Here is a 26,995-nt window from a genome sequence, read left to right on the forward strand (position 1 = left end):
TCTCCGATCGTCGGTTGCGCCTGGCCCTGTTCGAAGCGGGGTTATGCGCACGCATCTGGACTACCTTGCGATAGAGACTTATTCGGATCGCACACACGGATCAATCCGCCAAGGCTCACGTTCACATTCAGCGCCCGCGCAGACGGGAACCGGCTGTTCGTGATGGTGTAAGTCACCGTGCCGGCGGCAGGAACAGTGCAGTTGTACGTGCCGTCATTCAGCGTGGTTAGCCGACCCAATGAATTGAAGCAGATCGCAGCCTGCTGCGGCGCGACGCTAACCTGCGCGTTGGGCGCAGTCGCACCCAGCGCACCGCTTTGAACCATCAGGTTGGTATTGACGTCCGTGCCGTCGACCGGCGTCGCGGTCGTGTTGTTGAGCTTATTGGCAAGCGGGTTCGCGATGACCGTCACGACCCAGTACTTGCCACTGACTTGTGCTGCCGCTCCGGCAGTCACTGCTGCTGCACCGGCGGCTGGCGCACTGTTGGTCAGCACGAACGCCACTTGTCGATGGCGGCGTGTGGCTTCGGCTTGTGCCACGCGTAGTCCGTTCTGCAGAGACTCGGCCGCAGTGCGCACCTGCGCATCCTGAATCCAGCTCGAAAAACTGGGCGCCGCCAAGACCGCCAGAAGGCCAAACAGGGAAACTGTGACGAGCAATTCGACCAGCGTGAAGCCGCGGCGCTGAGCGCCGACGCCCATCAGCACGACTGGCCCCGTTTGGTTACCCAACAGGTCGTGGAAGTGTTCCAGCCGCGGGGGGCCGCAGTCGTCGCCTGAACGTTTGCTTCATTGACTGTGTAGGTGAAGCCGGTCGTTGTTCCGGAGCCCGTGGCAATCATCGCGTAGCTATTACCGTTATTCGTGATGTTGCAAGCCAACGAAAACTCGGCCACAGCCGAAATCGCCTGACAGGGTGGAGTGAACGTCCCGACTGCGGCGTAGGTGCGATTGTCTTGGTAATACTGCTCCATCTGCGCGCGAATACCCGCGAGCATGTTCGTCACGTTGGCCAGCTTGCCACGCATGACGTAGTCCGTATAACTGGGATACGCAATCATGCCAAGGATGGCCACGATAGCTACCGTGATCATGAGTTCGACCAGCGTGAACCCCGAAGCGCGCGCAATTGCCGGACGCAGCCGCCCTCTTCTCGCTGAAGAGGGACCTGCTACATCGGAGTTACGCGGCACGCTTGCGTTGGAGCAGAGCGGCGCGGACATGTCAGTACCGCCGCAGAATGATCGACGGCGAAGGCGTGACTTTGACCCTGTGCATATAGCCCCCCGGCTGCTTGAAACGACAAACGCATCTTCGTGAAAGATGCGCCATTCCCGATTACCCGATTACGTTCTTTTGATTCTTCTGCCTGTGATATCGGCAGATACGGCTTCAAGCCTTAACGCTCGCAATCATGGAGGATGCGGCCAACCAGTGTCAATAGCCCTCCCCCGATGCGTAATCGTCACTTGTTGGGTCGATGCAACCCGGGATTCGCGACGGTTTGAATCGTCAAACTCCCAGGGCTTCGCCTTTTGCGCCCCGCCAGGACGCCTTCAGGGCTCAGTTGGCGGCGACAGGATCGGGCTCTGCCAGCAGCGTTTCAATATCGCTGGCGATTTCCTCTGGCTTGGTTAGCGGCGCATAGCGCTTGTAGACCGTGCCGTCGCGGCGCAGCAGGAACTTGGTGAAGTTCCATTTGATGGCGCCGATGCCGAGCACGCCGGGCTTCTCAGCGGTCAGCCACTTGTAGAGCGGGTGTGCGTTCGCGCCATTCACGTCGATCTTGTCGAACATCGGGAACGACACGCCGTAATTCCTCTCGCAGAACGCGCCGATCTCGTCCGCGCCACCCGGCTCCTGCTTGCCGAACTGGTTGCACGGAAAACCGAGCACTTCCAGGCCCTTGTCGTGTAGCTGTTTGTACACGGCCTCCAGCCCGGCGTACTGCGGCGTGAACCCGCACTTGCTCGCCGTATTCACGATCAGCAGGACCTTGCCTTTGTACTGCGACAACGGCACGCGCTGGCCCGTCAGGGAATCGGCTTCGAATGCGTAGACGTTGCTCATGGCGCTCTCCGGGTGTCGGCGGAAACAGGGGCGCTCCGCGCGTGGCTCGAATTGTAGCGGCCCGCGCTGGGCGGGCCGTTGGAGACGCTACTTGTCGGAGTTGGAGTACCAGAAGGTGCGCTTGCGCTTACCAAGGCCGGTCGGGGTGACCTTGACCGGCGCCAGCGCAGAACCACCGCCGCCCGTTCCGCTTTGGTTACCGCAGCCAAAGCACACCGGCACCGACGACGTGCCACTACCGTTGTTGACCAGCACCACGCCATACACGGAGGAAGGCGGGAAACCACCGCCATCGAGCACCACCGACCGATTGGGGTTCTGGCCCGCGCCCGTCAGGAAGCTGACCGAGTAGGTGCGGGCGATGCCCAGGTTCGGATAGCACGCGCCAGCACTGGGAACCGCAGGGGTATTGGTACCGAACGTGGTGTAACCAGCCACCGTGAGCGGCGCGTTCACGACCTTCTCTCCGGGGTTGGGCAGCGTGATGTAGAAACCCGAACCGAGCCCGGTGTAGGCCGTGGAGGTGGCGTCGACGAGGTTCGCCTCGGTCAACGGCGTCCAGCTTGCGGGCATGGCACCGAGGTTCGGGTCCTTGAGCATGTAGAACCGGTTGACCACGTTGTAGGCCGTGCCGGGCGCAGAAGACGCCGAATACAGCGGGTGCTCACGGTCGCCCGTACCCGCCATGACGGCGTTGAAGCCAGACGTTGGCACCACATCGGGCGCGTAGAAGAACTTGCGCGCGTTGTTGGTATTGGCTGCCCCGCCCAGCGTGGCGAACAGCGTCAGCGTCCAGTTGGCGGGGGCATTGCCGGCGGTGGGCTGGAAGTCCACGCGCCAAATGTTGCCGCCCACATCGCCCACATAGGCCATCTGGATATAGCCGCTGCCGGTGCGGTCGACCACCGTGACATCGGAGGCGATCGAACGGGTCAGGCCGCTGTTCTTGACGCACACACCCGCCACGCCAGCGCAGTTGGCCAGTGCGCTCCACACCGGCGTGCCGGTATAGGCATCGAGCACCACAATGCCGCGGCCCATCGTGTCGGTGCCGGGCGCCGGGTCGCTGTCTTCGGAGGCCGCGTCATAGCCGGCCCCCATGATCAGCAGCGGATTGGCGTAGCCCGCCGCACGCATCAGGCGCGGCTTGGACCACGTCTGCCCCAGTTCCGGAATATCGCTATTGCTGCGCGACCACAGATAGCGCGGGTTGAGCGGGTCCGTCACGTCCATCGCGTAGACGAGGCTGCCACCGCGCCGTGCGGTCAGGTAGATGATCGTGCGCGGGCTGCTCGCGTTGCGCTGGTCTTGCATGACGGTCGTACTGCCGTCGAAGAAGTCGTCACGCGGGGTGGGCGTGGGCGTAATGCCGTTTGGCGTGGTGGAAAGCTTCACTTCCGGCGAGTTGGCATACAGGCGGCTCAGCTTGCCGATGAACTCGGGCGGAATGAAGCCCCAAAGCTCTCCACCCGGGCGCACGCCGTTGATACCCATGGTCTGGTTACCGTTGATGGCGTGGAAGACCCCGTCGTTGGCGCCGTAATACACCACGACGCCCGTGGTGCCACCGTAGTTCACCACCACCGGACGCGAATGCAGCACGTCACCATGGATCGACGGCCGAATCGTCACAGGCGAGCCAGGCCCCGTCTCCGCTTCCTGCCCGGCTACGGTAGAGCCGTCCAGCGCAAAGACATCGCGACCGCGCACCCAGTTGATGAAGTTGGTTTGCTCGCTCGATGTAATGGTGGGGGCGCCGTTGGTACCGTTGTATGAATTGATGGCGTTCAACCCTGACGTGCCAGCCAGCCAAGTGTTGGCCGTGTCGAAAGTCGGCATGGCCTTGGTGGTGGGGCACGTGCCCACACCGTTGCAAGTCAGCAGCGTGCGGCCGGCTTGGCTGGTCAGGAATTGCGCACGCAGCATTTCGCCGGCACCGCCCTTCTCCACGACCTCGCCGTCGGGCGAATCGAATGCCCACCCCTTACTGGATGGACTGTTCTGCCAGAAGCCCTTGGCCGGCCAGTTGGTGAGGCTGCTGCCATACCCGCTTGAACTGAACGAGAGCGGCGGGTCCGCCGTCCAGAAGCTGACGGCATTGGGCGACATGAAACCGGTGCCCGCATTGCTGAGCGCAGCTTTGCCGACCGCATCCACCAGTTGGAGGTTGCCGTTCGTGTCGTACCCAACCTGGTACTGCTTGAGGTTCCCCATCCAGCGCGGTGAGGCGCTGGCATCGGGGCGGAACATGCCGATATAGACCTGGTTCAGGAACTGGCCTTGCGTATTCACGGCGGCCGGCAAGCTGACCGACGCAAACACGCTGTTCACGGCCTGGATTTCATTCAGGATCGACAGCAATGCATCTTGCAGTGCCTGCACGTCCCCCAACTGGACGGTATAGGCCTTGCCGCCGCCATTCGTGGCCATGCTGTTGTCGAAGTCGACGTAGTCCTGGTTCTTGCCGTCCGTCACCGTGATGGCGTAGGTGATGATGTTCTGCGGGTTGGCCGTGTTGGCCGTGCCCTGCAGGTCGCTCTGGTACATGTAGCGCGCCCACTCATCGCCCCAGTTGCCCGCGTACTTGCTGTTGATCGCAATCTGCGAGAGCTGTGCCGATGTGGGTGTGGGTACGGCGGCGGCCAGCGCGTTGTACATCTGCGTGTCGCTCTCGGCGGGGTGGCCGCTGTTGGTGGCGTTGCCGATGTAGATGACGAAATTGCGCTGGCACGGATTGGTGATGGGCGACGTGTACTTGGTGCCCGACAGCCCCGTCACCCCCGTGTTCTTGTAGCCGGCATAGAACGCCCAGGCCTCTTGCATGGCGCCGGAGGTCTGCACGTTGTTGCCGTTCAAGTCGTTGGGGAACTGGTTCTGCATGTAGGACAAAAAGCTGGTCACGCCAGCACCGTCCATCAACTGCAGCGTCTGCGACGACTTTGGGTTCGCGCTCGGAAACGTAAACAACCCGCCCGGGCTCTTCGGGTCGAACATCATCAGGCCGAGGTTGACGTTGCCCAGCAGTGCTGCGTTGTTCGCGATCGACTGTGCGGCGCCATAGAGTGCGCACTGTTCCGCACCGGAGCTCTTTGTCGGGTTGGCAACGGTCAGACCCGTGGCATTGCACGTAAAGCTGGCATTGGCGTCGGAGTTGGCGCCATCGTCAAAGACGATCAGCACGTTGGGCTTGCCGGCGTTCTGCTGCAGGCCGGTGTACAAGTCGATGTCTTCGGCGCCCGCTGGCTGAGCGGCGCCGAGCACAAGCGCGAGTGCGGCTGCGGCGGTCAGGGCAAGTCGTTGGGCAATGGAGCGCATGGTGATTCTTCCTGGCTGTGTAGCGGTCAGGCTTAGGGGCAGGCGGTACCGGTCAAGACGCGCACGGCAACACCTTGGTGCAGCGTGGTGCTGACGCTCGTCGCGTTGGCATCGTTGACGCTGGCGGCCACGTCCCACTGCGTTGCGCTGCAGTTCGACATGCCGCCGGGCGTGCCGGCGGTGGTCAGGATGCCGGTGTCCGAGTTGTTGTTGACGCCGCTGAAGCATGAGGAATCCGCGGCGTAGTTGGCGTTGGTGGGGTCGGTCGTCAGTTGCGTATCGGCAATCTGTTTGGTTGCCAGGCATTGAGGCGCGGCCACTTGCGCCGTGTAGTCGGGCTTGCCGTCGCCGTTCACATCCACCGGCACGCTGGTGGCGACGGGGTTGGCCGTGAAGTCCTGGCTGATGACCTGCTCGATGCCCTGCTGCGCAGCACCGCGCGCCTCTACGCCGTACTGCTGGTTGGCGGCGATCTTGGTGTTGATGACGCTCGAATTCATGATCATCACAACCACGGCCATGAAGATCGCCAGGAAGATCAGCGTGACGACGAGGGTCACGCCTGACTGACGTGCTGACCGGCGTGCCGATTGGCGTACCACTAAGCGCCGCATGGCTTACTCCCGAGGGCCGGCCACATTGACTGCCCGCGCCACTTCCGCGTAGACATGTCGTTTGTAGCCGTCGTTGAAGGGGCCGGACTTGACGTTGTTGCCGCGCCCCAGGTCATAGGTCCGGTTATCCGTCCAGCCGGGTGATGGCTTGAGCGTGCTGGCGAGCACGTTCACGCGCACGGCCGTGACGTTGTTCCAGTTGTTGGTGGCAGACGTGGTCCAGTTGTAGCCGCCCACGTTGTTGCAGATCGCGTTGTTGTCGACACCGGGGTCAGCGACATAGCAATCGGGCGAGCCGTTGCCATCCACATCCACGCCATACGCGAAATGCACGTCCTGGATGCCCTGGGCGATGGACTTCACCTGCATGGCGCCGCCGGACAGCTCCGCCACCTTGAGCGTGAGGACGCCGTTGTCGCTGCCATTGCACAGGTCGCACGTGGCGATGTAGAAAGCCCGCACGCTCGCTTGGCGGAGTTCAGCCTTGTTGCTGCAGGTCTTGTCGTTCAACGTGAAGTCCGTGGCGGTGCTGCTGAACACGAACGGCGCGGCATCTGTCGTGCAGAAGGAATCCTGCAGATACGCCTGCCCGGCCGCCATAGTGGCGAGCGTCGCCGCGGTAGTGGACACGCGCCGCACCACTAGAATTTCGGAGTTGCTCGACAGATTGGGCAGGCACGTTGCCGGGTTGCTGCCCGCTGCGTAGCCATAGATGGCCACCGGCACGGTCGCCGGGCTGTTGCTAAAGCCCAGCGCATTGGTGGCCATTGAGCAGACGTCTGGGGTGGAGATCGCCGACGTACCGCGCAGGTTCAAACCGCCGAGGTAACCCGCCAGCCCGACTTCCTGATTGATGACGTCGAGCGCGTAGCGGCCGTTCTCGATCTGGGTGGCGCTGTTGCCCAGTTGCACGCGCGACTGCGAGGTCGATGCATACAGGCTGGACAGCGCCGCCAGCAGCAGCAGACCCAGCGTCATGCCGACCATCAGCTCGATCAGCGAGATGCCGCGCTGCCGGCGTAGCGTGCCGTGCATCCGCCTCATGACAGCACCCCCATGCGGACCTGCACGCTGATAGCACGGCGGTAGGCTTCATTGCCAAAGCTGCCGCTGCCACATGGCAACGACGACGCCGTCGTCTTGACCAAGCCCTGCCACGCCACGGTGATGCGGTAGATCTGATTGGTGGTGTCCACCGCTTCAATGCAGCCGCGCGCGCCGATCATGGCGCCCACGGCGATGGTGCCGCTGGCGGTGCTCTCTGCGGTGCCGAGCAAGGCCGTGTTCCACGCAGCCAGGTCTGCCGCGACGGTGGCTTGCTGGGCAGCCGTGCCCGTTGCACAGGTGGGTGCGGACATGCCGCCATTGCCCGCCGTGGTGGTCGCGCCGGCCACGGCATAGCACACGGCGGCCTGCCGGTTGGCGTTAAGCCGCGCCGTCATGTCCTGCAGCAGGGTCAACGCCTGTTCACGTTGGTACGACTCCATCTCCGACTGGTTGGAGCGCGCCATCATGCCGGCCGCGCCCAGCAGGGCCACCAGCAGAATCACCACCGAGATGAGGATCTCGATCAGCGTGGTGCCGCGTTGTTGCGCACGACGATGCAAGCGCATAGCGGGCCTCATGAGCACGCTCCCGGCACAATGGCGACCCGGCCGGTGCCGCCCACCTGCACGCACGCCGGCGAGATGGACTGCCCTTGCCCGCTCGGCGTGACCTGGAAGGTGGCCGTGCCCGCGGTGGGCCGGCCATCGTTGCCGAAAGCCAGCGTGTTGCCGCTGCTGGGCGTGATGGTGACGCCGTTGTAGGGCCCGAACGTGCGCACGACGGCGCTGTTCACGGTCAGCACCCAGCCGGTCGCCCAGGTGCTGGTGGTGGAAAGGGTGGAAACCGTGGCCGTGGTGTTCTGCTTGACGGCCTCGCTGCGTGCCAGCGCCATCGCCGAGGACAGATCGAACGAGGCGTTGCGCGTGGCCTGCGTGGCGATCAGGCTCGAAAAGGACGGCACGGCCACCACCACGAGGATGGCCAGAATGGCCAGCGTGACCATCAGTTCCGTGAGCGTGAAGCCCCGACAGAGCGACTCGGCTGGGCGATGCGGTTTGCGCGACATGTCCATGGCTCACTTCCAGCAGTTCGACGCCGTGCCGGTGGCGCTCTTGGCACCGGTGTTCGTCAGGGTGAGCTTGCCGCACGCGGTGTCGTTCGCGAGTTGCGCACCCTGCGGGCTGGCGGTGAGCTGGTAGGAAGGCGGCGTGCTGCTGGCGCTTAGCAAGAACGTGTAGTTGGGCGCAACGTTGGCCGGCACGTTGCTGGCGTATTGCAACGTCGCGAGGTCAGACGCATAGGCCCGGTTGTCGAGCAGGAAGCGCTCTTGTGCCGCAGCCACTTCCTGCATGTAGGACTCGGCCGCCGCACGGTTGGAGCGCACGATGTAACTGACGTACGAGGGATAGGCGATGGCCGTCAGAATGGCCACGATCGCCACCGTGATCATGACCTCGATCAGCGTAAAACCCCGCGCCACAGGCGCGCGCTCGCCCCGCTCGCATACAGGCTTGCTTGCCACGTTGTTCACCCACCCGGATTTGCTGTTGCTTATCGTTTTGTAGCGCGTCCATCAAGTGACTGCACAGACGCGCCCGCCGGTTTATACGGCAATTCTCAGCAAATATTAAGGAATGGAGATGAAGCGTGGGGGATTCGGGAAGCGGCGCAAACGTTATGCGCCGCAAATTACCTCAAATGGTGTAGTTGTTTTGGCGCATCACATCGCGCACATCAGACCACATTGAGGTGTTCGGTGCCGGCCGACAGATCGGTCTGGCCACCGCGCTTGCTGTGCAGCTTGATCTGCAGGCGCAGATCGTTCAGCGAGTCGGCGTTGCGCAGCGCATCTTCGTAGGTGATCTTGTCTGCCTCGTACAACTCGAACAGCGCTTGGTCGAACGAGATCATCCCCTGCTCGCGGGATTTCTTCATGACCTCCTTCAACTCGTGCACCTCGCCCTTGAAGATGAGGTCCTGCACCAAAGGCGTGCCGAGCATGATCTCCACCGCAGGCACGCGCCCCTTCTTGCCTTTGCGCGGCAACAGGCGCTGCGCAATCATCGCGCGCAGGTTCAATGACAGGTCGATCAACAACTGCTGACGCCGCTCCTCGGGGAAGAAGTTGATGATCCGGTCGATGGCCTGGTTCGAGCTGTTGGCGTGCAGCGTAGCCAGGCACAGGTGGCCGGTTTCCGCGTACTGGATGGCGTATTCCATCGTGTCGCGATCCCGGATTTCGCCGATCAGGATCACGTCCGGCGCCTGGCGCAGCGTGTTCTTCAACGCCACGTGCCACGACTCGGTATCCACGCCCACCTCGCGCTGCGTCACTACGCAGTTCTGGTGCGTGTGCACGTATTCCACCGGGTCTTCAATCGTGATGATGTGGCCGTATGAATTCGCGTTGCGATGGCCCACCATCGCCGCCAGCGAGGTCGACTTGCCCGAGCCCGTGGCGCCGACCATGATCACCAGCCCGCGCTTGCTCATCACGATCTCGTTGAGGATCGGCGGCAGATCCAACTCGCCCAGCGTGGGGATCTTCGAATTGATGGTCCGCAGCACCATGCCAGCGCGGCCCTGCTGCATGAACGCCGACACGCGGAAGCGCCCCGCCCCCGGCGCCGTAATGGCGAAGTTGCACTCAGAGCTCTCTTCGAACTCGCGCAACTGCTTGTCGTTCATGATCGACTTGACCAAGCCCAGCGCCTGCCCTGCGTTCAGCGGCTGCTGCGAGATCGGCGTGACCTTGCCGTCCACCTTGATGGCGGGCGGAAAGTCGGAGGTGATGAACAAGTCCGAGCCACGGCTGTTCACCATCAACTGCAAGAGTTCGTGGATGTATTTGGTGGCGGCTTCGCGGTCCAGCATGGCGTGCCCCTCCTGAAGAAATGGATTGCGCGCCAACCGTCGTCGGTTAGCGCGTCAGTGTCAGTTCGCGAACGCGTCCGGGTTCTTGGCGATGGCGCGCGCATCCGCGTAGTTGATCGCCGAGCGCTTGATGAGCTCTGCCAGGCACTGGTCGAGCGTCTGCATGCCCATGCCGCTGCTGGTCTGCATCATCGAGTACATCTGCGAGATCTTATTCTCGCGCACCAAGTGCCGGATGGCTGGCGTGGCGATCATGATCTCGTGCGCTGCAATCCGACCCGAGCCGTCGCGTGTCTTGAGCAGCGTCTGGGAGATCACGGCTTCCAGCGATTCGGAAAGCATGGTCCGGACCATCTCTTTCTCATCCGACGGGAACACGTCGACGACCCGGTCGATGGTCTTGGCAGCCGAGCTGGTGTGCAGCGTGCCGAACACCAAGTGGCCGGTTTCCGCCGCGGTAAGTGCCAGACGAATGGTTTCCAGGTCACGCAATTCGCCGACCAGGACCACGTCCGGATCTTCACGCAGTGCCGACTTCAGCGCGTTGGCGAACGAGTGCGTGTGCGGCCCCAGCTCGCGCTGGTTGATCAGGCTTTTCTTGGATTCGTGCACGAATTCGATCGGGTCCTCCACCGTGAGGATGTGGCCCATGTCGTTTTCGTTGCGGTGGTTCACCATCGCGGCCAGCGTGGTCGACTTGCCCGAACCGGTCGGGCCCGTGACGAGCACCAGACCGCGCGGCTTCATCGCCAAGTCGGCAAACACAGCCGGCGCCTTCAGGTCATCCAGCGAGAGCACCTTCGACGGAATCGTCCGGAACACGGCCGAAGCGCCGCGGTTCTGGTTGAACGCGTTGACCCGGAAACGCGAAAGCCCCGGGATCTCAAACGAGAAGTCGACTTCCAGGTTTTCTTCGTAGACCTTGCGCTGCCCGTCGCTCATGATGTCGTACACCATGGCGTGCACGTCTTGGTGCGTGAGCGGCGGCACGTTGATCCGGCGCATATCGCCGTGGATCCGGATCATCGGCGGCAAGCCGGCCGACAAGTGCAAGTCCGACGCCTTGTTCTTGGCCGAGAAGGCCAGAAGCTGCGCGATGTCCATCTTATAATGACCCCCGACTTTTTTTATGTCGCCCAGGCGTCGCAATGGCGCATCCCGGGGGCTGCCAGCCGTTGTTGACAACGTGCCGCAGCCTTGTTTATTTGTAACAAACGTCGCCGGATTATGTCTGTAATCGCCGCCAACTTGCAAGCCGTGCGTCAACGGATCACAACGGCCTGCACACTGGCTTCGCGCGATGCTGCCGGTGTCACATTGCTGGCCGTTTCCAAGACCTTCGATGCCGATGCCGTGCGCGCCGCCCACGCCGCTGGGCAACGCCTTTTCGGCGAAAACTACGTGCAGGAAGGCATTGCCAAGATCGACGCGCTGGCCGATCTGCGCACCAGCGCTGATCCAATCGGCTGGCATTTCATCGGCCCGCTGCAGAGCAATAAGACGCGTGCCGTAGCCGAGCGCTTTGATTGGGTGCATAGCGTCGACCGGCTCAAAATTGCTGAACGCCTGTCGGCCCAGCGCCCTGAAAGCCTGCCGCCCTTGCAGGTCTGCCTGGAAATCAACATCAGCCGCCAGGCCAGCAAGCACGGGCTGCTGCCCGACTTCGACGAGGTGCTTGCCGTGGCACGCGCCGTGGCGGCCCTGCCCCGCCTACAGTTGCGCGGCCTGATGGCCGTGCCCGAACCCAGCGATGACCCTGTCGCCCAGCGCAAGCCCTTCGCGGATCTGCGAACCCTGGCCGATCAACTGCGCGAGGCCGGCATCCCGCTCGATACGCTATCGATGGGCATGTCCGCCGATCTGGAAGACGCGATTGCCGAAGGCGCCACCATTGTGCGCGTCGGCAGCGCCATCTTTGGCGCGCGGCACTATGCCAACGCACCCGCCTGAATTCCTGTTTTCTCTCACACCCCCACTCTCATGCTCGACACTCTGAAACTCGGCTTCATCGGCGGCGGCAACATGGCGGCGGCCCTCATCGGCGGCCTGATCGCCAAGGGTGCGCACGGCGCCAACATCGTGGTGGTAGACCCAACCGAAGCGGCCCGTGCGCGCGCGGAGCAAACCTGGGGCGCCCGCGCAGCCGCCGCACCCGGCGCTGAATTGGCCGACCGCGACGTGATCGTCCTGGCCGTCAAGCCGCAGCAGATGCGCGAGGTGTGCGCACAACTGGCGCCGCATCTGGGTAACAGCCTGGTGCTGTCAGTGGCGGCGGGCATCCGCATTCAGGATCTGTCGCGCTGGCTGAATGGACACGCACGTGTCGTGCGGGCGATGCCGAATACGCCCGCGCTGTCGGGCTTGGGCATGACAGGTTTGGCGGCCAACGCCGGCCTGTCTGAAGCGGATCGCGCCACGGCCAGCGCCATCGCCAATGCTGTCGGCAAGAGCGTTTGGGTGCCTGCCGAGGCACAGATTGACGCCGTGACGGCCATCTCGGGCAGCGGCCCCGCCTACGTTTTCTATTTCATCGAGGCGATGCAGCAGGCGGCGCAGGAACTGGGCTTGTCAGCGGAAGACGGCCGCACGCTGGCCGTGGAAACGTTTATTGGCGCGGCCACGCTGGCGGGCCAGTCGACCGAGCCGGTTGAGGTATTGCGCGAGCGCGTGACGTCCAAGGGCGGGACGACCTACGCAGCGCTGACTTCGATGGAGGGCGCTGGCATCAAGGCCGCGTTTGTACGTGCCATGCATGCTGCCGCCGCGCGCGGTAAAGAGATGGGTGAAGAATTCGGGCAGGATTGAAGCTGAGTGGTCCATCCCCGGTATCGTCCCCTGCCGGGGCCGACTCACTTTTCTTTGTCTTCCAAAGAAAAGTAAGCAAAAGAAAGGCGCGCCCGATGCGGCGACTTCCCCTTGAATTTATGTCGCAAGGAGGGGAAGGGAAAAACTCGCTTCGCTCAGACAGTTTCCCTTCCTTTTTCCTCCTTGCAACAGAAATTCAAGGCGCCGCATAGGGCAGGAAAGTCAAAGGAAAAAAACCAAACCCTCTGGGTACCAGCCCAAACGACAAGGCCAACCTCACGACGGGTTGGCCTTTGTTTTTTGTCTTTTGACGTTCTGCCCTAGATGGCGCCTTGAATTTTTGTGAGCGGGCGGATAAAGGAAGGAGGCCTGTCTGAGCGAAGCGAGTTTGCCTCCTTCCCCGCACGGTCACAAAAATTCAAGGGGGTGTCGCCATCTCGGGCGCGCATTTCTTTGGTTACTTTCTTTGGGCAAGACCAAAGAAAGTGACTCAGCCCCGGCAGGGGATGAAACAAGGGATGGACCACCGGGCCAATAAAAACCAACTCACCGCATCAAGTAAGCCACCGCCACCCCAGCAAACAAACAAGCCCCCAGCCAATTGTTATGCCGGAACACAAAAAAGCATTTCATCCGATCCCGCGTCCGCAGCATCGGGTAATACCAAAGCGCCAACGCCACAGCCGCAGCAAACCCGATCCAATACGCCACCCCGAGCCCCATCACATGGCCCGCCCACGCCATGATCCCGAAGAACGCCACATAGCACAGCATGATCGCCGCCACATCAAAGCGGCCGAAGGTAATGGCAGAAGTCTTGATGCCGATGAGCAGATCATCATCCCGATCCACCATCGCATAGGCGGTGTCATACGCAATGGCCCAGAACACATTGCCGATGAGCATCAGCCACGCCAGCACGGGCACCTGATCCTGTACCGCCGCGTACGCCATCGGAATACCAAAGCCAAACGCAATCCCCAGATACGCCTGCGGAATCGCAAAGAAGCGCTTGAAGAACGGATACGTGCCAGCAATCACAATGGCGGCAACCGACATCCACTTGGTCAACGCATTGAGCGGCAGGATCAGCGTGAAGGCGATGATGGACAGCACAGCCGCCACGGCCAGCGCCTCCCATGGGGCGATCAAGCCGGCGGTGATCGGCCGCTCCTTGGTACGTTTGACGTGCTTGTCGAAATCCCGGTCGGCCCAGTCGTTGACAGCGCAGCCGGCTGAACGCATGAGAAACGTGCCGACCGCGAAAATCAACACGAAGGAAACCGGTGGATGCCCATCGGCCGCCATCCACAACGCCCACAGCGTCGGCCACAGCAGCAGCACCGTGCCGATTGGTTTGTCCATGCGCATGAGGCGCGCATAGAGCACAAGACGGCTGGGTTGGGCGGCGGACGACTGCATGGGAATCACCAAAAGAAAAATGGCGCCTGCACGAGGCAAGGCGCCATTTTAGTCCGGCCGAAAGTACGTTACGCAGCCAGATCGAAACGGTCCAGGTTCATCACCTTGACCCACGCAGCCACGAACTCGCTGATGAAGCGGTCCTTGCCGTCTGCGCTGCCGTACACCTCGGCCAGCGCGCGCAGGATCGAGTTGGAGCCGAAGACCAGGTCAACACGCGTGCCGGTCCACTTCTTCTCGCCCGTCTTGCGGTCGACGCCTTCATAGATGTCGCCGGCCGGCTTCCATTCGGTGCTCATGTCGAGCAGGTTGACGAAGAAGTCGTTCGTCAGCGCGCCCGGCGTGGCGGTCAGAATGCCGTGCTGGCTGCCATCGGCGTTGATGTTGATGGCGTGCAGGCCGCCAATCAGCACGGTCAGCTCCGGCGCGGTGAGCGTGAGCAACTGTGCTTTGTCGATCAACAGCACTTCGGCCGGCACCGCAAACTGCGTCTTCTGATAGTTGCGGAAGCCGTCGGCCACCGGCTCGAGCGGCCCGAACGATGCTGCGTCGGTCTGCTCTTGCGTGGCGTCGACACGGCCCGGCGTGAACGGCACGGTGATGCTCTTGCCCGCAGCCTTGGCCGCCAGCTCAATGCCCACGCTGCCCGCCAGCACGATCACGTCGGCCAGCGATGCCTTGCCCGAGGCCTTCTGGATGGCTTCCAGCTTGGCCAGCGTGCCTGCCACGGCTTGGTTGACCGCCCAATCGTTCTGCGGTGCCAGGCGGATGCGCGCACCGTTGGCGCCACCACGCTTGTCCGAACCGCGGAAGGTCGACGCCGAAGCCCAGGCCACCGCAACCAATTCCGATGCCGACAGGCCCGAGGCGGCAATCTTCGCCTTGAGATCGGCGATATCCGCTTCGGTTGGCTTGTGCGTTGCGGCCGGCAGCGGGTCTTGCCAGATCAGGTCCTCACGCGGCACTTCCGGGCCCACGTAGCGCGACTTCGGACCCAGGTCGCGGTGCGTCAGCTTGAACCAGGCACGTGCGAAAGCCTCGGCAAACGCCTGCGGGTTGTCCAGGAAGCGGCGCGAGATCTTCTCGTAGACCGGGTCGAAGCGCAGCGACAGGTCGGTCGTCAGCATGGTCGGCTTGCGCTTGGGCGAATCCGCGGCGGGGCCAGGGATGATCGCCTCGGCGTCCTTTGCCACCCATTGCAGCGCGCCAGCGGGGCTCTTCTCTTGCACCCATTCGTACTTGAACAGGTTCTCGAAGAAGTAATTGCTCCATTGCGCAGGCGTCTGCGTCCAGGTGACTTCCAGCCCGCTGCCGATTGCATCAGCGCCCTTGCCGGAGCCGAAGGTGCTTGCCCAGCCCAGGCCCTGCGCCTCGATCGGTGCGCCTTCAACATCCGCGCCCACGTGGCTGGCGGGGCCGGCGCCATGGGTCTTACCGAAGGTGTGGCCACCGGCGATGAGCGCCACGGTTTCCTCATCGTCCATCGCCATGCGGGCGAAGGTTTCGCGGATGTCCTTGGCCGCGGCAAGCGGATCACCGTGGCCATGCTCCGGGCCTTCCGGGTTCACGTAGATCAGGCCCATCTGCACGGCAGCGAGCGGGTTCGCGAGGTTGCGTTCGCCCGTGTAGCGGGTGGCATCCAACCACTTGGTCTCGTTGCCCCAGTAGACGTCGTTGTCCGGTTCCCACGTATCTTCACGGCCGCCGGCAAAGCCGAACGTGCGGAAGCCCATGGTTTCGAGTGCCACGTTGCCGGTCAGGATCAGCAGGTCAGCCCACGAGATGGCTTGACCGTACTTCTGCTTGATCGGCCACAGCAGGCGGCGCGACTTGTCGATGTTGACGTTGTCGGGCCACGAATTGAGCGGCGCGAAACGTTGCTGGCCACGGCCAGCGCCACCACGGCCGTCGCCCGTGCGGTACGTGCCGGCGGCGTGCCACGCCATGCGGATGAACTGCGGGCCGTAGTGGCCGAAGTCGGCCGGCCACCAGTCCTGCGAATCCGTCATCAGCTTGCGCAGGTCGGCCTTGAGCGCGTCATAGTCGATCGACTTGAAGGCCTCGCGGTAATTGAAGTTCTTGCCGAGCGGATCGGACTTTTCAGAATGCTGGTTCAGCAGATCAACGCGCAGTTGATTAGGCCACCAGTCCTTGTTGGACGTACCGCCACCGAAGGCATGGGGAGCAGCTTGCGCATGGCCGGAAAACGGGCATTTGGCTTCAGAAGTCATTGTGTTCTCTTGAGGTCATGGGGTTGATGCGGCCCCGCCGGCAATACAACACGCGCCAAGCGGGGAAGAGTTTGCTGCTGTCGAGCCATTTGCCATCAGGTGGCGGAACGACTGCCAGGCGGTCTTACGCCAGCAGCGAGCGCAGCATCCACGCCGTCTTTTCGTGGATGTCCATGCGTTGGGTGAGCAGGTCTGCCGTCGGCTCGTCGGCAGCCTTGTCGACGTCCGGGAACAGGCTGCGGGCGGTGCGCGTGACAGCCTCGTGGCCGGCCACCAGCTCGCGCACCATGTCCATCGCCTCGGGAATGCCATTCGATTCCGGAATCGACGACAGCTTGGCAAACTCGGAATACGAACCCGGGGCCGGATAGCCCAGCGCGCGAATGCGTTCTGCCACCGGGTCCACAGCGCTCCACAGCTCGTTGTATTGCGTCTCGAACATCAGATGCAGCGTGTTGAACATCGGGCCGGTGACGTTCCAGTGGAAATAGTGCGTCTTCAGGTAAAGCGAATACGTATCGGCCAGCAGGCGCGACAGGCCTTCGGCGATCTTCTTGCGGTCCTTGTCGGCAATACCGATGTTGATCTGGGCTGCGGCCGCTGCGCCGCCATTCTTTTTAGCCATCTGGATTCCCCTGAAAGAGAGTGGTGTGGAAAAACCGAACATGCGCGTTTGCTTTAAGCACGTGGTTCGGTTGCCGCCAGCGCGACAAGTTCCGAGTATGTCACTTGGTCATGACGAGCATCACGCCGTCAGCTGCACCATGCCATGCAAAAACACGATCATGGCGCCGGCAGCCACGATGGCCAGACCGATCTGCTTGCGCATCCACTTGCGTTGCAGGCGAGCATGCTCTGCAGTGCGCGTGCCTCGGCTGTCGGCCGCGCTGCCAGGCATACCGGCCAGGGTCGGCACCTCAGTGCGCGACGCCTCTACCGCGCCCGCAAAGGCCTGCCATTCCGAAACAAACCTCCGCACCATCGCCATGATTTTTTCTCCTGAGAATCCGCGCGTTGCTTGGCTTGCGTCACGCGCCGTATTGCTTGCGGGCGACTCGGCGAGCCACGTGCCTGATCACCGCCTCCAGGGGAAAGCATGGTTCAGGCATCACCCGAACACCAAGTTTATGGATGGAAGATCAATAAAGGAAATTTATTGATTAAATTGCAGCAGTAGGGAATAACTATGCTTGATGCGTAACAATTCCCCACATGGGCGGGAAGGGACGGCTCAGTGAATGAGCGGCGTGAAAGGCAGCGGCTTGATGCCCGGCAGGTCGCATTGCGCGACGGCCTTGGCCACCGCCTCGATGGCGGCGATGCGGGTGAAGCTCTTGCGCCAAGCCAGCACGACGCGGCGGTCGGGCACCGGCTCCTGGAACGGCACGTAGGTCAGCAGATCGGTCGCGGCGGGCTGCATATTCGGCACCGAGGTGCGCGGCAGCACGGTAATGCCCACGCCGCTGGCCACCATATGGCGGATCGTTTCCAACGACGAGCCTTCAAACGTCTTCTGGATGCCGTCGGCATTCTGCGAGAAGCGCGACAGTTCCGGGCAAACGCCCAGCACGTGGTCGCGGAAGCAATGGCCGTTGCCGAGCAACAGCATGGTCTGCTGCTTGAGCGCTTCCGGGTCCACCGCGTCGACCTTGGACAACTCGTGGCCGCGCGGCACCGCTACCACGAAGGGTTCGTCATACAGCGGCACGGTCATCAAGCCGGCTTCGGGAAATGGCTCGGCCATGATCGCGCAGTCGATCTCGCCCTGCTTGAGCAGCTCCACCAGCCGCACGGTGAAGTTCTCCTGCAACATCAGCGGCATCTGCGGAACGGAATCGATCATCTGCTTGACCAGTGCGGGCAGCAGATACGGCCCGATGGTGTAGATCACCCCCAGCCGGAGCGGCCCTGCCAGCGGATCCATGCCCTGCTTGGCAATCTCACGGATCGCCATGGTCTGCTCGAGCACCCGCTGCGCCTGGGTGACAATCTGCTCGCCCACCGGCGTAACGCTCACTTCCGAGGCACCGCGCTCGAAGATCTGCACGGCCAGTTCGTCTTCCAGCTTTTTGATGGCGACCGACAGCGTCGGCTGTGAAACGAAGCAGGCTTCGGCAGCACGCCCGAAGTGGCGTTCGCGCGCAACAGCAACGATGTACTTGAGTTCGGTGAGCGTCATGGCAATCAATCGGCTTTGGGGTATCGATAGATTTTACCTTATGACGTGGGATGTTGCTTGGACTTCGCGAACAACACCATGTGTTGGCGTAGCGAAGGAAATTTGAAATTAGCGAAGTGGGTTAGAAAATATCGAAGCTGTGACGGATACAGCTTTGCAGGAAAGCCGCGTGGCAAGGTCATTTCTATGGATTTTTTCAGCATAGAGAAGGATGCGTCGCACAACCCCTACGCGGCGCACGCGGATGCAACGGCCCCATGCCTGCCCCGCGTTCGTTGCGCCTCGATACTTCGCCGGCGCCAATGCGTACATCTACCGTTGGCGCGAATGACTGCGCAGAACGGTCATCCGCTCATGGATTGAGCGTGATTACTGATAGCTCATCGTGAACGTTGCCTGCGCGTTGGCCGTGCCCGGCGTGACGGTGGCACCTGTTTGCACATACCGCGCACTGAGCGGGATGGTGAATCTGCTCGTCCCTACCGCGATATTTCCGGCATACCACTGATTCGTATTGCCCGGTGCAGCGGAGTCGGGGCCATAGCCAAGCACGGTGGTGCCATTCAAGATCTGCACACCAACACCGCTTGCCTGCGAAGTGGGCGTCAGTGACAACACTTGCGATGTGTTGGTCGGATTGGTAGCGTCAGTCAGCGTGACATAGGCATTGGTTGACGTATTGGGATCACCACCTGAGCACTGCAAACCGATATTGAACGCCTGTGCGCCAGAGGATGAGCCCAGCCCTGTAAAGGTTCGGGTGGAAATTGCCCCCATTGGCACCTGCACAGATGGCGTGCTCACTGTGCAGGTGGGCACTTTTGGTTGCACGATAATTGCCCCATCAACCACGATGGAAGTTAGCTGACTGGTGTCGTTCTGCGCAAACCACCCCGCAACCTCGCCGGTGATACTTCCCCCCGCGGTAATCGGGCCGGTTTTGACTAGGTCAACCACGACACTGACCCCCGTACTGACAGATGTATTGACTGCGCCGCCGTAGTTGTACGACCGGGGCCAATAGCCGAGGATAGATGTTGGCGGCGTGAACTTAAACCGAATGCCCACACCGGCAATCGATGTTGGGTAGGTACTGAAGGCGCCACCGGCAGCCCCGGTCGTGCCACGGTAGGACATCTGCCCGATGCCGCCGGGGCAGTGCATCTTTCCTCCAACCGCAGCGAGTGACACCTTCCGAGTCGCAAGCACTTGGCCATTCGGGACGGTCGGATCGAATGCGCCTGAATCGAAGGCGGGCAAATGGAGAACCAGCGGAGCGGACGATGGGCTGCCGCCAGTCGGGGTCATCGTGCACGCCGCCATAGCGTCCAACGACATCGCGCCCAGAGTTACGGCAACTCCAGGTATCAGCATACGAATCGGTTTCATGAGTGGCGCGCCTTATCAAAAGTAGTAGACACCATCGGCGCCTTGCAGCGCGTCTGGACTTGTTGATACGTATCGGCCTTGTAGCCCTTGCCGCGCGCCGGCAGCGTGTAGTCGATGTCGCAACGCTCGGCCGCGCCATCGCCCCATTTCACGCTCAAGGCCCCTTGCTCTTGCAAGCCGCGCGCAAAGATGCGGCTGGCCTGGGCCACCACACCCACTTCCTTGCCTTGCGCATCCACCACGGTGGCGCCAAACGGCAGCGGCTGCCCATTGGCCTGTTCCACCTCCAGCACCGCCGAGCGGCCCGACACGGTGGCGTACTTCAGCAGCACGGCCGAACCGGCACGCGGTGCCACCTGCTGGCTGGTGACTTGCAGCTCCACGTCGGTGGACAGGCCCTTGGGGTCCAGCTCAACACTGTTCATGCGATACGGCGTCAGGTACGGCACCACCGCATAGCCCTGGCTGTTCACACGCACGCCAGACGCGCTGAGCACGCGTGCGCTCTCTGCATCGGACGCTTCGACAATGCCGAAGGTCTCGGACAGCGGTTGCGACAGCGTGATACCGCCCGGGTGCGCCACCACTGCGCCGCGCACGCCAATGGAGCCCTGCGAGTACCCCGTACCGCCGCCGATGCTGCCCGACAACTCACCCACCGGGACTCGGTAGAGCATGTTTGCACTGCCGCTGGTGACGTTGTTCCCGACCCCGCCGGAAGCGTGGTTGGCGGTCACGCCATAGGACAGGTTTTTGTCCGTGCCGATGGCGCCGGACAGCGTGGTCTGGGCTTGCGAGCGGCCATCGGTATCGCGCGAGAAATTCGCCGCAACGCTGACCGGATTCGTCTTGCCCAGCGGAATGCTGACACCCGCGTAGAACACCGTATCCATCTTGCCCAGGGCATTGCGCTGGCGCATGACCGAGAGGTTGTAGCCGATGTTCTTATACGTGTTAGCGTAGGCAACGGCGTAGTTCAAATCCGTGCCGCCACGGTTCCAGTAATCGGCGGTAGAACCGGTAATGTTGATCTGCCCCCGGCGCTCGCCCAACTGCTGGCTGAGTGTGATCGACGCGCGATTGCGCGTGCGTGTCATGTTGCCGGCGGATGCCTGCGCGCCATCGGCGTAGCGCGCGGTCATAGCCTCGTTCAGCCCGAAGAAGCCGCCCGTGGAGTAGCGATAGGCGGCCACGGCGATGTTGGTGCCGGTGGCGGGGAGGTTCTTGGCGTAGCTCGCGCGCACGCTGGAGCCGGTCAGATGCCCACCACCCAGCGACAAGGTCGACTGGGTGATGTCCAGGCCTATCGCCCCGATTTCCGTGTTGAACGCACCACCCACCAGGCCAGACGCATAGCCTTGTGCAGCCGTAACACCTGCGTAGCCCGTGAACAGGTTGGTGAAACCGCGTTGCCACGTACCCTGAACAAACACCGGGTTTTTGGACAACTGCTGGTCACGCACCGTGCCACCCACCGCGCTGAAGCGGTTCACGCCCGGGCGCAGCGACAGCGGCACCGCAGCGTACGGCACCGAGAACGAATGCGTGCTGCCGTCGGACTCCTGCACGGAGACCTGCAGATCGCCGCCGTAGCCGGTGGCGTACAGGTCGGTAATCTCAAACGCGCCCGGCGCAACCGTCGTTTCGTAAATGATGACGTTGCTCTGCCGGATCGTGACACGCGCGTTGGTGTTGGCAATACCGCGTACGGTCGGCGCGTAGCCCTGCAGCGACTCGGGCAGCATGCGATCGTCACTTGCAACTCGCACGCCGCGGAACGGTGTCGAGTCGAACAGCTCGCCGCTGGTGTAGGTCTCGCCAATCGTCAGTTGGGACGACAGCGAGGTCAGATCGCGCTGCGCATACGTGGCGATGTCCTGGTACTTGCGGTTACCCTGCGAGTCGAAGGTGTACGAGCCGTCGTGGCGGAAGTGCCAATCGCCAACATTGACGCCACCATTGAGACCTAGGTAGCCCTGCGTGCTGGAGTTGCTCAGCCCCGAGACCTTGGAGTGGTACAGGTTGAAGTTGTAGCCCAGCATGCCGACATTGACGCCGGAATCCCAGAATTCGGGGCTGACATAGCCGCGCGCACTGCGGCTCAGCGCGGCCTGCGGAATGCTCAGGTCGAGCCGCTGGTCGCCGAACTCGAACGTGCTGGTTGCGCTCTCAACGGCTTCGCCGATCAACAGACCGCTCTGACCTTCGGCGAGCTTTGCTGAAACTTCCGGCGACAGCTTGCCGAAATCGATGCCGATGCGTTGCAGCAGCGCCTTATCGAAGATTGGTTGTGCATTGGTGCGGGCCGAGACCGATGCGAACGGCACGTCCACACGGCCAACGCGGTCCTGGTTGACGTACACGTCTACGGTGTAGGTGCCGGGCAGAACGGGGTTGGCTTGCTCGAAGCGGGAGACATCAATACCGCCATGGCCACCGTTCATCAGGAAGCCGCCTTCAAACTCAACGGCGGCCAGCGTCGTGCGCTCAGGCGCAGCGGAATCTGCAGCCGCATTCTCTGCGTGGGCGTACATGCCGATCACGCTCAGCACCAAGGCACTCAGCGGCTTGAGCTGAAGGTCGAGGCTGCGGCCTTGTTTGGTTGTTATACGCGTAGTTTTCATCGTGGATCAACCAAGAAGAATTTCAGTAATCGTTGCGTTCATAACGCCGGGCAGCAGTCCCCCTGCTGAATGCGCGATCCGCATTCAGTAGCGTGTGCTTTGGCAACCGGATTGGAGAATCGAGGCGGATCTCGCCTACCCGAAAGCTGGGGTGCTTTCGGTAAGGCAGATCACGTCATCAGGATGGTTGGCGCAGAACGCTGATGCCCTGTATCAACCGTTGATGCATTCGGAAAATCAACCGCTACGACATCTGCAGCGGATGGCACCGTTGCCACATTTGCTTTTCAAACCGGCTGCCGTTGAAGGCAGGCGTTGACTGAAAACTAAGGGAACCCGGATTCGTTGAACACGCAGCTCAATGATCTTGCGCAGCGACTGGTTGCTTGCCGGCTACGCTGCCGCCCCAGTCGTTAATGCTGTGGTATTCCACCTCCGAACCCGTGGCCGGGGCGGAATGCAGTTCCTTCACAGCAAATGACGCGGTCTCTCCGGGCTTGATATGGCCAGCGCCAGCGTCGTACGTTTTGCCGCCAGACTTGAGTGACAGCGTGCCGAGATTCACGATGTACGGCGTGGAGTTGGTCCCTTTCAACACATACTCATTTCCATCGCGCACGATTTCCCAGCGCACCTTTTCCGGGGCCTCATCCGCGCTGCCCGTCAGGCCCTGCGGGCGGAAGATCACCTTGATGCGTGTGCGGAAAGCGATCTGCAGCTTGTTGGCATCGTCCTCGGCTGCACCCTTGGGCGGCACCTCCAGAACGTTGAGCCAGAACAAGCTTTCCTTGTCCTGCGCCAGCGGCTCCTTGGTGTAGACCAGGCGCAGCGTCTGCCCCTTGCTCGGGTCCAGGCGGAAGAGCGGCGGCGACAGCAGGAACGGTGTGCTGATCTTCTCCGGCGTCTCGTTTGCCTCGCCGTTATCCACCCAGGTCTGTACCAGGGCGGGCGTTTTCCCATCGTTGGTCAAGCGAACCGTCACTTCGCGCTCTTGAGCGGGAAAGATGACCCGGGTGCCGGCAATTACCACGCTTGCCTGTGCGTGTGCAGCAAAGACGCCTGCGGTCAGCACGGCCAGCGCCATCATTTTGCGAACCAGTGGTTTCATGTGAGACCTCCGTGAAGAGTATTTTTGTTGGATGCGTATCTTCAGAAGCCGTCTCTCGCACCGACGAAACGGCTTGAGAAGCTACGCACAGCCAGCAACTACCCATTGAAGGCGATCACTGGCCCGATGCGTATTTATTGGTACACCAGCGTGTACTGAACGCGCGAGTTCGCTGCACCGGCGCCTGCAACGCCCGTGGCTTCGTAGCGTGCGAAGTAGTCGAGGTTGGCGACGCCACCCACGATGTCGACTTCTTGCGAGTTTTGCGAAGCGTGTGCGGCACCTGCCACGATCGGTTGGTGCGCGTCGTTCAGCAGGCCGATTTCCACGTTCTTTGCGCCGCCAGCGTCAACAATCAGACGGCCGGTCTCTTGGTTCACGGTCGGGCCTGCCTCGAAGTGAGTCGACACCTTCTGGTCAGCGGAGCAGTTGGTCAGGGCGATGCGGAACGGCGTGGAACCCGCAGTTTGACCGGCAGCAGCCAGTGCGGTGGTCGACACCGGCGGCAGTGCGACGTCAACGTTGGTCTTGCCACCGTTGATGGTGCAAGTGGTGCCAACAATGTTGCCGGTGATGTTGATCGTGCCGTCGGCAGCGTAGGCTGCTTGGCCCAGGGCACCAACACCGATTGCGGCGAGAGCGAAGATCGTTTTTTTCATGATATGAGTCCTTACCGTTGGTTGATGAAGAACGGGTCGAAGTGACACGTCACCGGGCAGTGCATTCGCATTCGTATTCGCATCTGTTCCCGACACATGCAGTCTATGAATGCGAGGCCAATGGCGATATTTGACGGGTCAGAAAATGGCGCTTTTGCACAGGAGCGCAGTGGGTGATCCACCTTCAATGTGTGCAGAGCGCGAGGGGTTGGCGATGCGACAAACCTCGGGGAAATGCTCCCCCAGCGCGGGATTCGAGGCCGTGCTGTCCCGACAGCTAGGTCGGGGTGTTGATTTGCACCGAATCCTGACCCAGGATTTGCATCGAAAACTGACCCACCCCAAAGGCTGTTAGGTGTCGCTTTGTGCGGGTTGTTTGGCGGTGCGTTTCTCCTTCTTGGGCTGGGTGGTGCTGTGCTTGAAACGATAGCTATCGTTGCCGGTTTCAACAATGTGGCAGTGGTGCGTGAGGCGATCCAATAGCGCGGTGGTCATCTTGGCGTCCCCGAAGACGCTGGACCATTCGCCGAAGCTCAGGTTGGTGGTGATGACGAGGCTGGTGCGCTCGTAGAGCTTGCTGATCAGGTGGAACAGCAATGCGCCGCCGGTCTGGCTGAACGGCAGATAGCCCAGCTCATCGAGGATCACCAGGTCGGCATACATGAGTCGCGTGGCCAGGTGTCCCGGCTTGCCTGAGACCTTCTCCAGTTCCAACGCGTTGACGAGCTCCACGGTCGAGAAGAAGCGCACTCGACGGTGATGGTGCTCCACGGCCTGCACGCCGATGGCGGTGCCGAGATGGGTCTTGCCCGTACCTGGGCCGCCGACCAGCACGATGTTGTGCGCCGACTCGAGGAACTCGCAGCGGTGAAGCTGCCGCACCAGTGCTTCGTTGGCCCCGCTGCAACTGAAGTCGAAGCCGGTCAGGTCTCGGTAGGCTGGGAAGCGCGCCACCTTCATCTGATAGGCCAGCGAGCGCACCTCGCGCTCGGTGAGCTCGGCCTTGAGCAGACGCGACAGGATGGCCACGGCCGACTGGTAGGCCGGCGAGTCCTGCGCCGCCAGGTCGCCCAGCGCTTGTGCCATGCCGTGCAGCTTCAACGACTTGAGCATCTCCAACATGACTTCATGCTGCATGATGCACCTCCCGATCTCGCAAGCTGTCGTAGCGGCCGACGTTGGCCTGCGGTTCGACGTGCAGCGCCAGTGCCTGTGGTGAGGTGATCGGTGCCACGGGCTCGCCTTCCAGGAGGCGGCTGAGGATGTTCAGGATGGTTTGCTTGGACGGGGCACCCGCCTCCAGTGCGAGCTCCACCGCAGTGAGTACGGCCTGTTCGTCGTGCAACAGCACCAGCGCCAGGATCTCGACCATCTCGCGATCGCCACCAGGGCGTTTGAGCAGTGTGGATTGCAGGCGTCGGAAGCCCTCTGGCAGTTCGGCGAACGGTGCGCCGTTACGCAGCGCACCGGGCTTACGCTGCAGCACCGCGAGGTAGTGGTGCCAGTCATAGATTGTGCGCCCCGGAAGATGGCTACGGTCGATGTGCCGCACGTGCTCGGCAATCACCTGGCCTTCGGCCACGAACACGAGCCGATTGGCATAGACGCGCAGACTGATGGGCCGGTTGGCAAACGACGCCGGTACGCTGTAGCGGTTGCGCTCGAAGGTCACCAGGCAGGTTGGTGAGACGCGCTTGGTGTGCTCCACAAAGCCATCGAACGGCTGCCCCACGGGCATCAGGTGTGGCCGCTCCAGCGACCAGGCCTCCCAGAGGGTCATGTCCAGCTCAGGATGGCGGGTCTGCTGCCACAGCCGTACGCACTGGTCGGCCAGCCAGTCATTAAGTGCCGCCAGAGAGCCGAATGCAGGGATGCGTTGCCAGATGCGGTGACGGCTGTCCTGCACGTTCTTCTCTATCTGCCCCTTCTCCCAGCCCGAGGCCGGGTTACAGAACTCGGCGTCGAACAGGTAGTGGCTGACCATGGTGCTGAAGCGCAAGTTGACGTCACGCAACTTGCCCAGGCGCACGCGATCCACGGCGGTCTTCATGTTGTCGTAGATGCCGCGACGCGGGATACCGCCCCAGGCCACAAAGGCGTGGTGATGGGCATCGAACAGCATCTCGTGGGTCTGCAGCAGATACGCGCGCAGGAAGAATGCGCGGCTGTGGCTGAGCTTGAACTGAGCCACTTGCAGCTTGGTGCGCTCGCCGGCGATGACCGCCCAGTCCTCGCTCCAGTCGAACTGGAAGGCCTCACCCTCTGCGAAGCGCAGTGGGATAAAGGTGCCTCGCCCCGACGTGCGGGCTTGCTCCTGTTGCTCCTGGCGCCAGCGGCGAGCGAATGCGGCAACGCGATCGTAGGAGCCGGTGAAGCCCAAGGCACACAGATCAGTGTGGATCTGCTTGAGTGTGCGCCGTTGCTTGCGTGGCTTGTTGGCCTCGGTCTTGAGCCAAGCGGAGAGCTTGGCGGCATGGCCGTCGAGCTTGCTCGGACTCTGCCGTGCAGGATAGGCCGGTGCCGTGGTGTCAGCGCGCAGATAGCGCCTGACCGTGTTCCTGGAGATGCCCAGGCGTCTGGCGATCTCGCGCAGCGGGATCTGGTCGCGAAGATGCCAGCGTCGAATGATGCTCAGTATGGCCACGTCGATCACTCC

The 26,995-nt window shown here is 62.2% G+C and carries 24 protein-coding genes; 2 read left to right on the forward strand and 22 right to left on the reverse strand.

The window, feature by feature from the left end:
• Window positions 1-41 precede the first annotated feature (41 nt).
• From ACN9M1_RS12665 to ACN9M1_RS12715, 11 genes are all read right to left on the reverse strand, one after another.
• A complete protein-coding gene (locus ACN9M1_RS12665) occupies window positions 42-704 on the reverse strand; it encodes a pilus assembly FimT family protein (protein ID WP_426398862.1) in 663 nt (220 codons plus the stop codon).
• Complete coding sequence (locus ACN9M1_RS12670; protein WP_426394845.1) at window positions 704-1,225, reverse strand: type IV pilin protein; 522 nt, start codon at window positions 1,223-1,225, stop codon at window positions 704-706. Before ACN9M1_RS12670 ends, ACN9M1_RS12665 begins: the two co-directional genes overlap by 1 nt.
• Before the next feature lie 340 nt (window positions 1,226-1,565).
• Entirely contained in the window at window positions 1,566-2,072 is a 507-nt protein-coding gene (locus tag ACN9M1_RS12675; protein ID WP_426394847.1) for a glutathione peroxidase, read from the reverse strand.
• A gap of 87 nt (window positions 2,073-2,159) precedes the next feature.
• Window positions 2,160-5,387 (reverse strand): pilus assembly protein, encoded by a 3,228-nt coding sequence (locus ACN9M1_RS12680; RefSeq protein WP_426394849.1) that lies wholly within the window; start codon window positions 5,385-5,387, stop codon window positions 2,160-2,162.
• 32 nt (window positions 5,388-5,419) lie between these two features.
• Window positions 5,420-6,001 (reverse strand): pilus assembly PilX N-terminal domain-containing protein, encoded by a 582-nt coding sequence (locus tag ACN9M1_RS12685; protein WP_426394851.1) that lies wholly within the window; start codon window positions 5,999-6,001, stop codon window positions 5,420-5,422.
• 3 nt (window positions 6,002-6,004) lie between these two features.
• The gene (locus ACN9M1_RS12690; protein WP_426394853.1) at window positions 6,005-7,045 is read right to left on the reverse strand and encodes a PilW family protein; all 1,041 of its coding nucleotides are present in this window, start codon (window positions 7,043-7,045) and stop codon (window positions 6,005-6,007) included.
• Window positions 7,042-7,614 (reverse strand): type IV pilus modification protein PilV, encoded by a 573-nt coding sequence (gene pilV, locus ACN9M1_RS12695; RefSeq protein ID WP_426394854.1) that lies wholly within the window; start codon window positions 7,612-7,614, stop codon window positions 7,042-7,044. The genes ACN9M1_RS12690 and pilV overlap by 4 nt, the downstream gene beginning before the upstream one ends.
• An 8-nt stretch (window positions 7,615-7,622) precedes the next feature.
• Window positions 7,623-8,120 carry a GspH/FimT family pseudopilin gene (locus tag ACN9M1_RS12700; RefSeq protein ID WP_426394856.1) on the reverse strand — a complete coding sequence of 166 codons (498 nt, stop codon included), beginning with the start codon at window positions 8,118-8,120 and terminating at the stop codon, window positions 7,623-7,625.
• 3 nt (window positions 8,121-8,123) lie between these two features.
• Complete coding sequence (locus tag ACN9M1_RS12705; protein ID WP_426394858.1) at window positions 8,124-8,570, reverse strand: type IV pilin protein; 447 nt, start codon at window positions 8,568-8,570, stop codon at window positions 8,124-8,126.
• Window positions 8,571-8,782: 212 nt separating this feature from the next.
• Window positions 8,783-9,922 carry a PilT/PilU family type 4a pilus ATPase gene (locus tag ACN9M1_RS12710; protein ID WP_426394860.1) on the reverse strand — a complete coding sequence of 380 codons (1,140 nt, stop codon included), beginning with the start codon at window positions 9,920-9,922 and terminating at the stop codon, window positions 8,783-8,785.
• A 60-nt stretch (window positions 9,923-9,982) separates the two neighbouring features.
• On the reverse strand, window positions 9,983-11,026 hold the full coding sequence (locus ACN9M1_RS12715) for a type IV pilus twitching motility protein PilT (protein WP_426394862.1): 1,044 nt from the start codon (window positions 11,024-11,026) through the stop codon (window positions 9,983-9,985).
• Window positions 11,027-11,149: 123 nt separating this feature from the next.
• Between ACN9M1_RS12715 and ACN9M1_RS12720 the strand changes: the two genes are divergently transcribed.
• Together ACN9M1_RS12720 and proC are read left to right on the forward strand one after the other, a co-directional pair.
• Window positions 11,150-11,872 carry a YggS family pyridoxal phosphate-dependent enzyme gene (locus tag ACN9M1_RS12720; RefSeq protein ID WP_426394864.1) on the forward strand — a complete coding sequence of 241 codons (723 nt, stop codon included), beginning with the start codon at window positions 11,150-11,152 and terminating at the stop codon, window positions 11,870-11,872.
• Window positions 11,873-11,902: 30 nt separating this feature from the next.
• A complete protein-coding gene (proC, locus tag ACN9M1_RS12725; protein ID WP_426394866.1) occupies window positions 11,903-12,727 on the forward strand; it encodes a pyrroline-5-carboxylate reductase in 825 nt (274 codons plus the stop codon).
• A 546-nt stretch (window positions 12,728-13,273) separates the two neighbouring features.
• On the opposite strand, the gene ubiA is transcribed toward proC, so the two are convergent.
• The 11 genes from ubiA to istA all read right to left on the reverse strand — a co-directional run bounded on the left by ubiA (window position 13,274) and on the right by istA (window position 26,992).
• On the reverse strand, window positions 13,274-14,149 hold the full coding sequence (gene ubiA, locus ACN9M1_RS12730) for a 4-hydroxybenzoate octaprenyltransferase (RefSeq protein WP_426394868.1): 876 nt from the start codon (window positions 14,147-14,149) through the stop codon (window positions 13,274-13,276).
• 68 nt (window positions 14,150-14,217) lie between these two features.
• Complete coding sequence (gene katG / locus ACN9M1_RS12735) at window positions 14,218-16,380, reverse strand: catalase/peroxidase HPI (RefSeq protein WP_426394869.1); 2,163 nt, start codon at window positions 16,378-16,380, stop codon at window positions 14,218-14,220.
• Between the two features lie 124 nt (window positions 16,381-16,504).
• Complete coding sequence (locus ACN9M1_RS12740; protein ID WP_426394870.1) at window positions 16,505-17,005, reverse strand: Dps family protein; 501 nt, start codon at window positions 17,003-17,005, stop codon at window positions 16,505-16,507.
• A 120-nt stretch (window positions 17,006-17,125) separates the two neighbouring features.
• Window positions 17,126-17,368, reverse strand: a complete 243-nt coding sequence (locus ACN9M1_RS12745) for a hypothetical protein (protein ID WP_426394872.1) — start codon at window positions 17,366-17,368, stop codon at window positions 17,126-17,128.
• A gap of 243 nt (window positions 17,369-17,611) precedes the next feature.
• On the reverse strand, window positions 17,612-18,559 hold the full coding sequence (locus tag ACN9M1_RS12750) for a LysR substrate-binding domain-containing protein (protein WP_426394873.1): 948 nt from the start codon (window positions 18,557-18,559) through the stop codon (window positions 17,612-17,614).
• 369 nt (window positions 18,560-18,928) lie between these two features.
• Window positions 18,929-19,948, reverse strand: coding sequence for a fimbrial protein (locus ACN9M1_RS12755; protein ID WP_426394875.1), 1,020 nt, complete (start codon window positions 19,946-19,948; stop codon window positions 18,929-18,931).
• Window positions 19,945-22,572, reverse strand: a complete 2,628-nt coding sequence (locus ACN9M1_RS12760; RefSeq protein ID WP_426394877.1) for a fimbria/pilus outer membrane usher protein — start codon at window positions 22,570-22,572, stop codon at window positions 19,945-19,947. Before ACN9M1_RS12760 ends, ACN9M1_RS12755 begins: the two co-directional genes overlap by 4 nt.
• A 358-nt stretch (window positions 22,573-22,930) precedes the next feature.
• Window positions 22,931-23,680: a fimbrial biogenesis chaperone gene (locus ACN9M1_RS12765; protein ID WP_426394879.1), complete on the reverse strand. Its 750-nt coding sequence runs from the start codon at window positions 23,678-23,680 to the stop codon at window positions 22,931-22,933.
• A 134-nt stretch (window positions 23,681-23,814) separates the two neighbouring features.
• A complete protein-coding gene (locus ACN9M1_RS12770; protein ID WP_426394880.1) occupies window positions 23,815-24,339 on the reverse strand; it encodes a fimbrial protein in 525 nt (174 codons plus the stop codon).
• A 351-nt stretch (window positions 24,340-24,690) separates the two neighbouring features.
• Complete coding sequence (gene istB, locus ACN9M1_RS12775) at window positions 24,691-25,476, reverse strand: IS21-like element helper ATPase IstB (RefSeq protein WP_426394882.1); 786 nt, start codon at window positions 25,474-25,476, stop codon at window positions 24,691-24,693.
• On the reverse strand, window positions 25,466-26,992 hold the full coding sequence (gene istA / locus ACN9M1_RS12780) for an IS21 family transposase (RefSeq protein ID WP_012760797.1): 1,527 nt from the start codon (window positions 26,990-26,992) through the stop codon (window positions 25,466-25,468). The genes istB and istA overlap by 11 nt, the downstream gene beginning before the upstream one ends.
• Between the last annotated feature and the right edge of the window lie 3 nt (window positions 26,993-26,995).

Source organism: Ralstonia sp. R-29, assembly GCF_049913345.1.
Taxonomy (GTDB): domain Bacteria; phylum Pseudomonadota; class Gammaproteobacteria; order Burkholderiales; family Burkholderiaceae; genus Ralstonia.

Coding starts and splice junctions, on each gene's coding strand:
- ACN9M1_RS12685 (WP_426394851.1), bottom strand. CDS start 6,001: ATGCGGCGCTTAGTGGTACGCCAATCGGCACGCCGGTCAGCACGTCAG.
- proC (WP_426394866.1), top strand. CDS start 11,903: ATGCTCGACACTCTGAAACTCGGCTTCATCGGCGGCGGCAACATGGCG.
- ACN9M1_RS12710 (WP_426394860.1), bottom strand. CDS start 9,922: ATGCTGGACCGCGAAGCCGCCACCAAATACATCCACGAACTCTTGCAG.
- ACN9M1_RS12680 (WP_426394849.1), bottom strand. CDS start 5,387: ATGCGCTCCATTGCCCAACGACTTGCCCTGACCGCCGCAGCCGCACTC.
- ACN9M1_RS12720 (WP_426394864.1), top strand. CDS start 11,150: ATGTCTGTAATCGCCGCCAACTTGCAAGCCGTGCGTCAACGGATCACA.
- ACN9M1_RS12745 (WP_426394872.1), bottom strand. CDS start 17,368: ATGGCGATGGTGCGGAGGTTTGTTTCGGAATGGCAGGCCTTTGCGGGC.
- ACN9M1_RS12770 (WP_426394880.1), bottom strand. CDS start 24,339: ATGAAAAAAACGATCTTCGCTCTCGCCGCAATCGGTGTTGGTGCCCTG.
- ACN9M1_RS12715 (WP_426394862.1), bottom strand. CDS start 11,026: ATGGACATCGCGCAGCTTCTGGCCTTCTCGGCCAAGAACAAGGCGTCG.
- ACN9M1_RS12755 (WP_426394875.1), bottom strand. CDS start 19,948: ATGAAACCGATTCGTATGCTGATACCTGGAGTTGCCGTAACTCTGGGC.
- ACN9M1_RS12675 (WP_426394847.1), bottom strand. CDS start 2,072: ATGAGCAACGTCTACGCATTCGAAGCCGATTCCCTGACGGGCCAGCGC.
- ACN9M1_RS12760 (WP_426394877.1), bottom strand. CDS start 22,572: ATGAAAACTACGCGTATAACAACCAAACAAGGCCGCAGCCTCGACCTT.
- ACN9M1_RS12665 (WP_426398862.1), bottom strand. CDS start 704: ATGGGCGTCGGCGCTCAGCGCCGCGGCTTCACGCTGGTCGAATTGCTC.
- katG (WP_426394869.1), bottom strand. CDS start 16,380: ATGACTTCTGAAGCCAAATGCCCGTTTTCCGGCCATGCGCAAGCTGCT.
- ACN9M1_RS12740 (WP_426394870.1), bottom strand. CDS start 17,005: ATGGCTAAAAAGAATGGCGGCGCAGCGGCCGCAGCCCAGATCAACATC.
- ubiA (WP_426394868.1), bottom strand. CDS start 14,149: ATGCAGTCGTCCGCCGCCCAACCCAGCCGTCTTGTGCTCTATGCGCGC.
- ACN9M1_RS12670 (WP_426394845.1), bottom strand. CDS start 1,225: ATGTCCGCGCCGCTCTGCTCCAACGCAAGCGTGCCGCGTAACTCCGAT.
- ACN9M1_RS12750 (WP_426394873.1), bottom strand. CDS start 18,559: ATGACGCTCACCGAACTCAAGTACATCGTTGCTGTTGCGCGCGAACGC.
- ACN9M1_RS12765 (WP_426394879.1), bottom strand. CDS start 23,680: ATGAAACCACTGGTTCGCAAAATGATGGCGCTGGCCGTGCTGACCGCA.
- ACN9M1_RS12700 (WP_426394856.1), bottom strand. CDS start 8,120: ATGGACATGTCGCGCAAACCGCATCGCCCAGCCGAGTCGCTCTGTCGG.
- pilV (WP_426394854.1), bottom strand. CDS start 7,614: ATGCGCTTGCATCGTCGTGCGCAACAACGCGGCACCACGCTGATCGAG.
- istB (WP_426394882.1), bottom strand. CDS start 25,476: ATGCAGCATGAAGTCATGTTGGAGATGCTCAAGTCGTTGAAGCTGCAC.
- ACN9M1_RS12690 (WP_426394853.1), bottom strand. CDS start 7,045: ATGAGGCGGATGCACGGCACGCTACGCCGGCAGCGCGGCATCTCGCTG.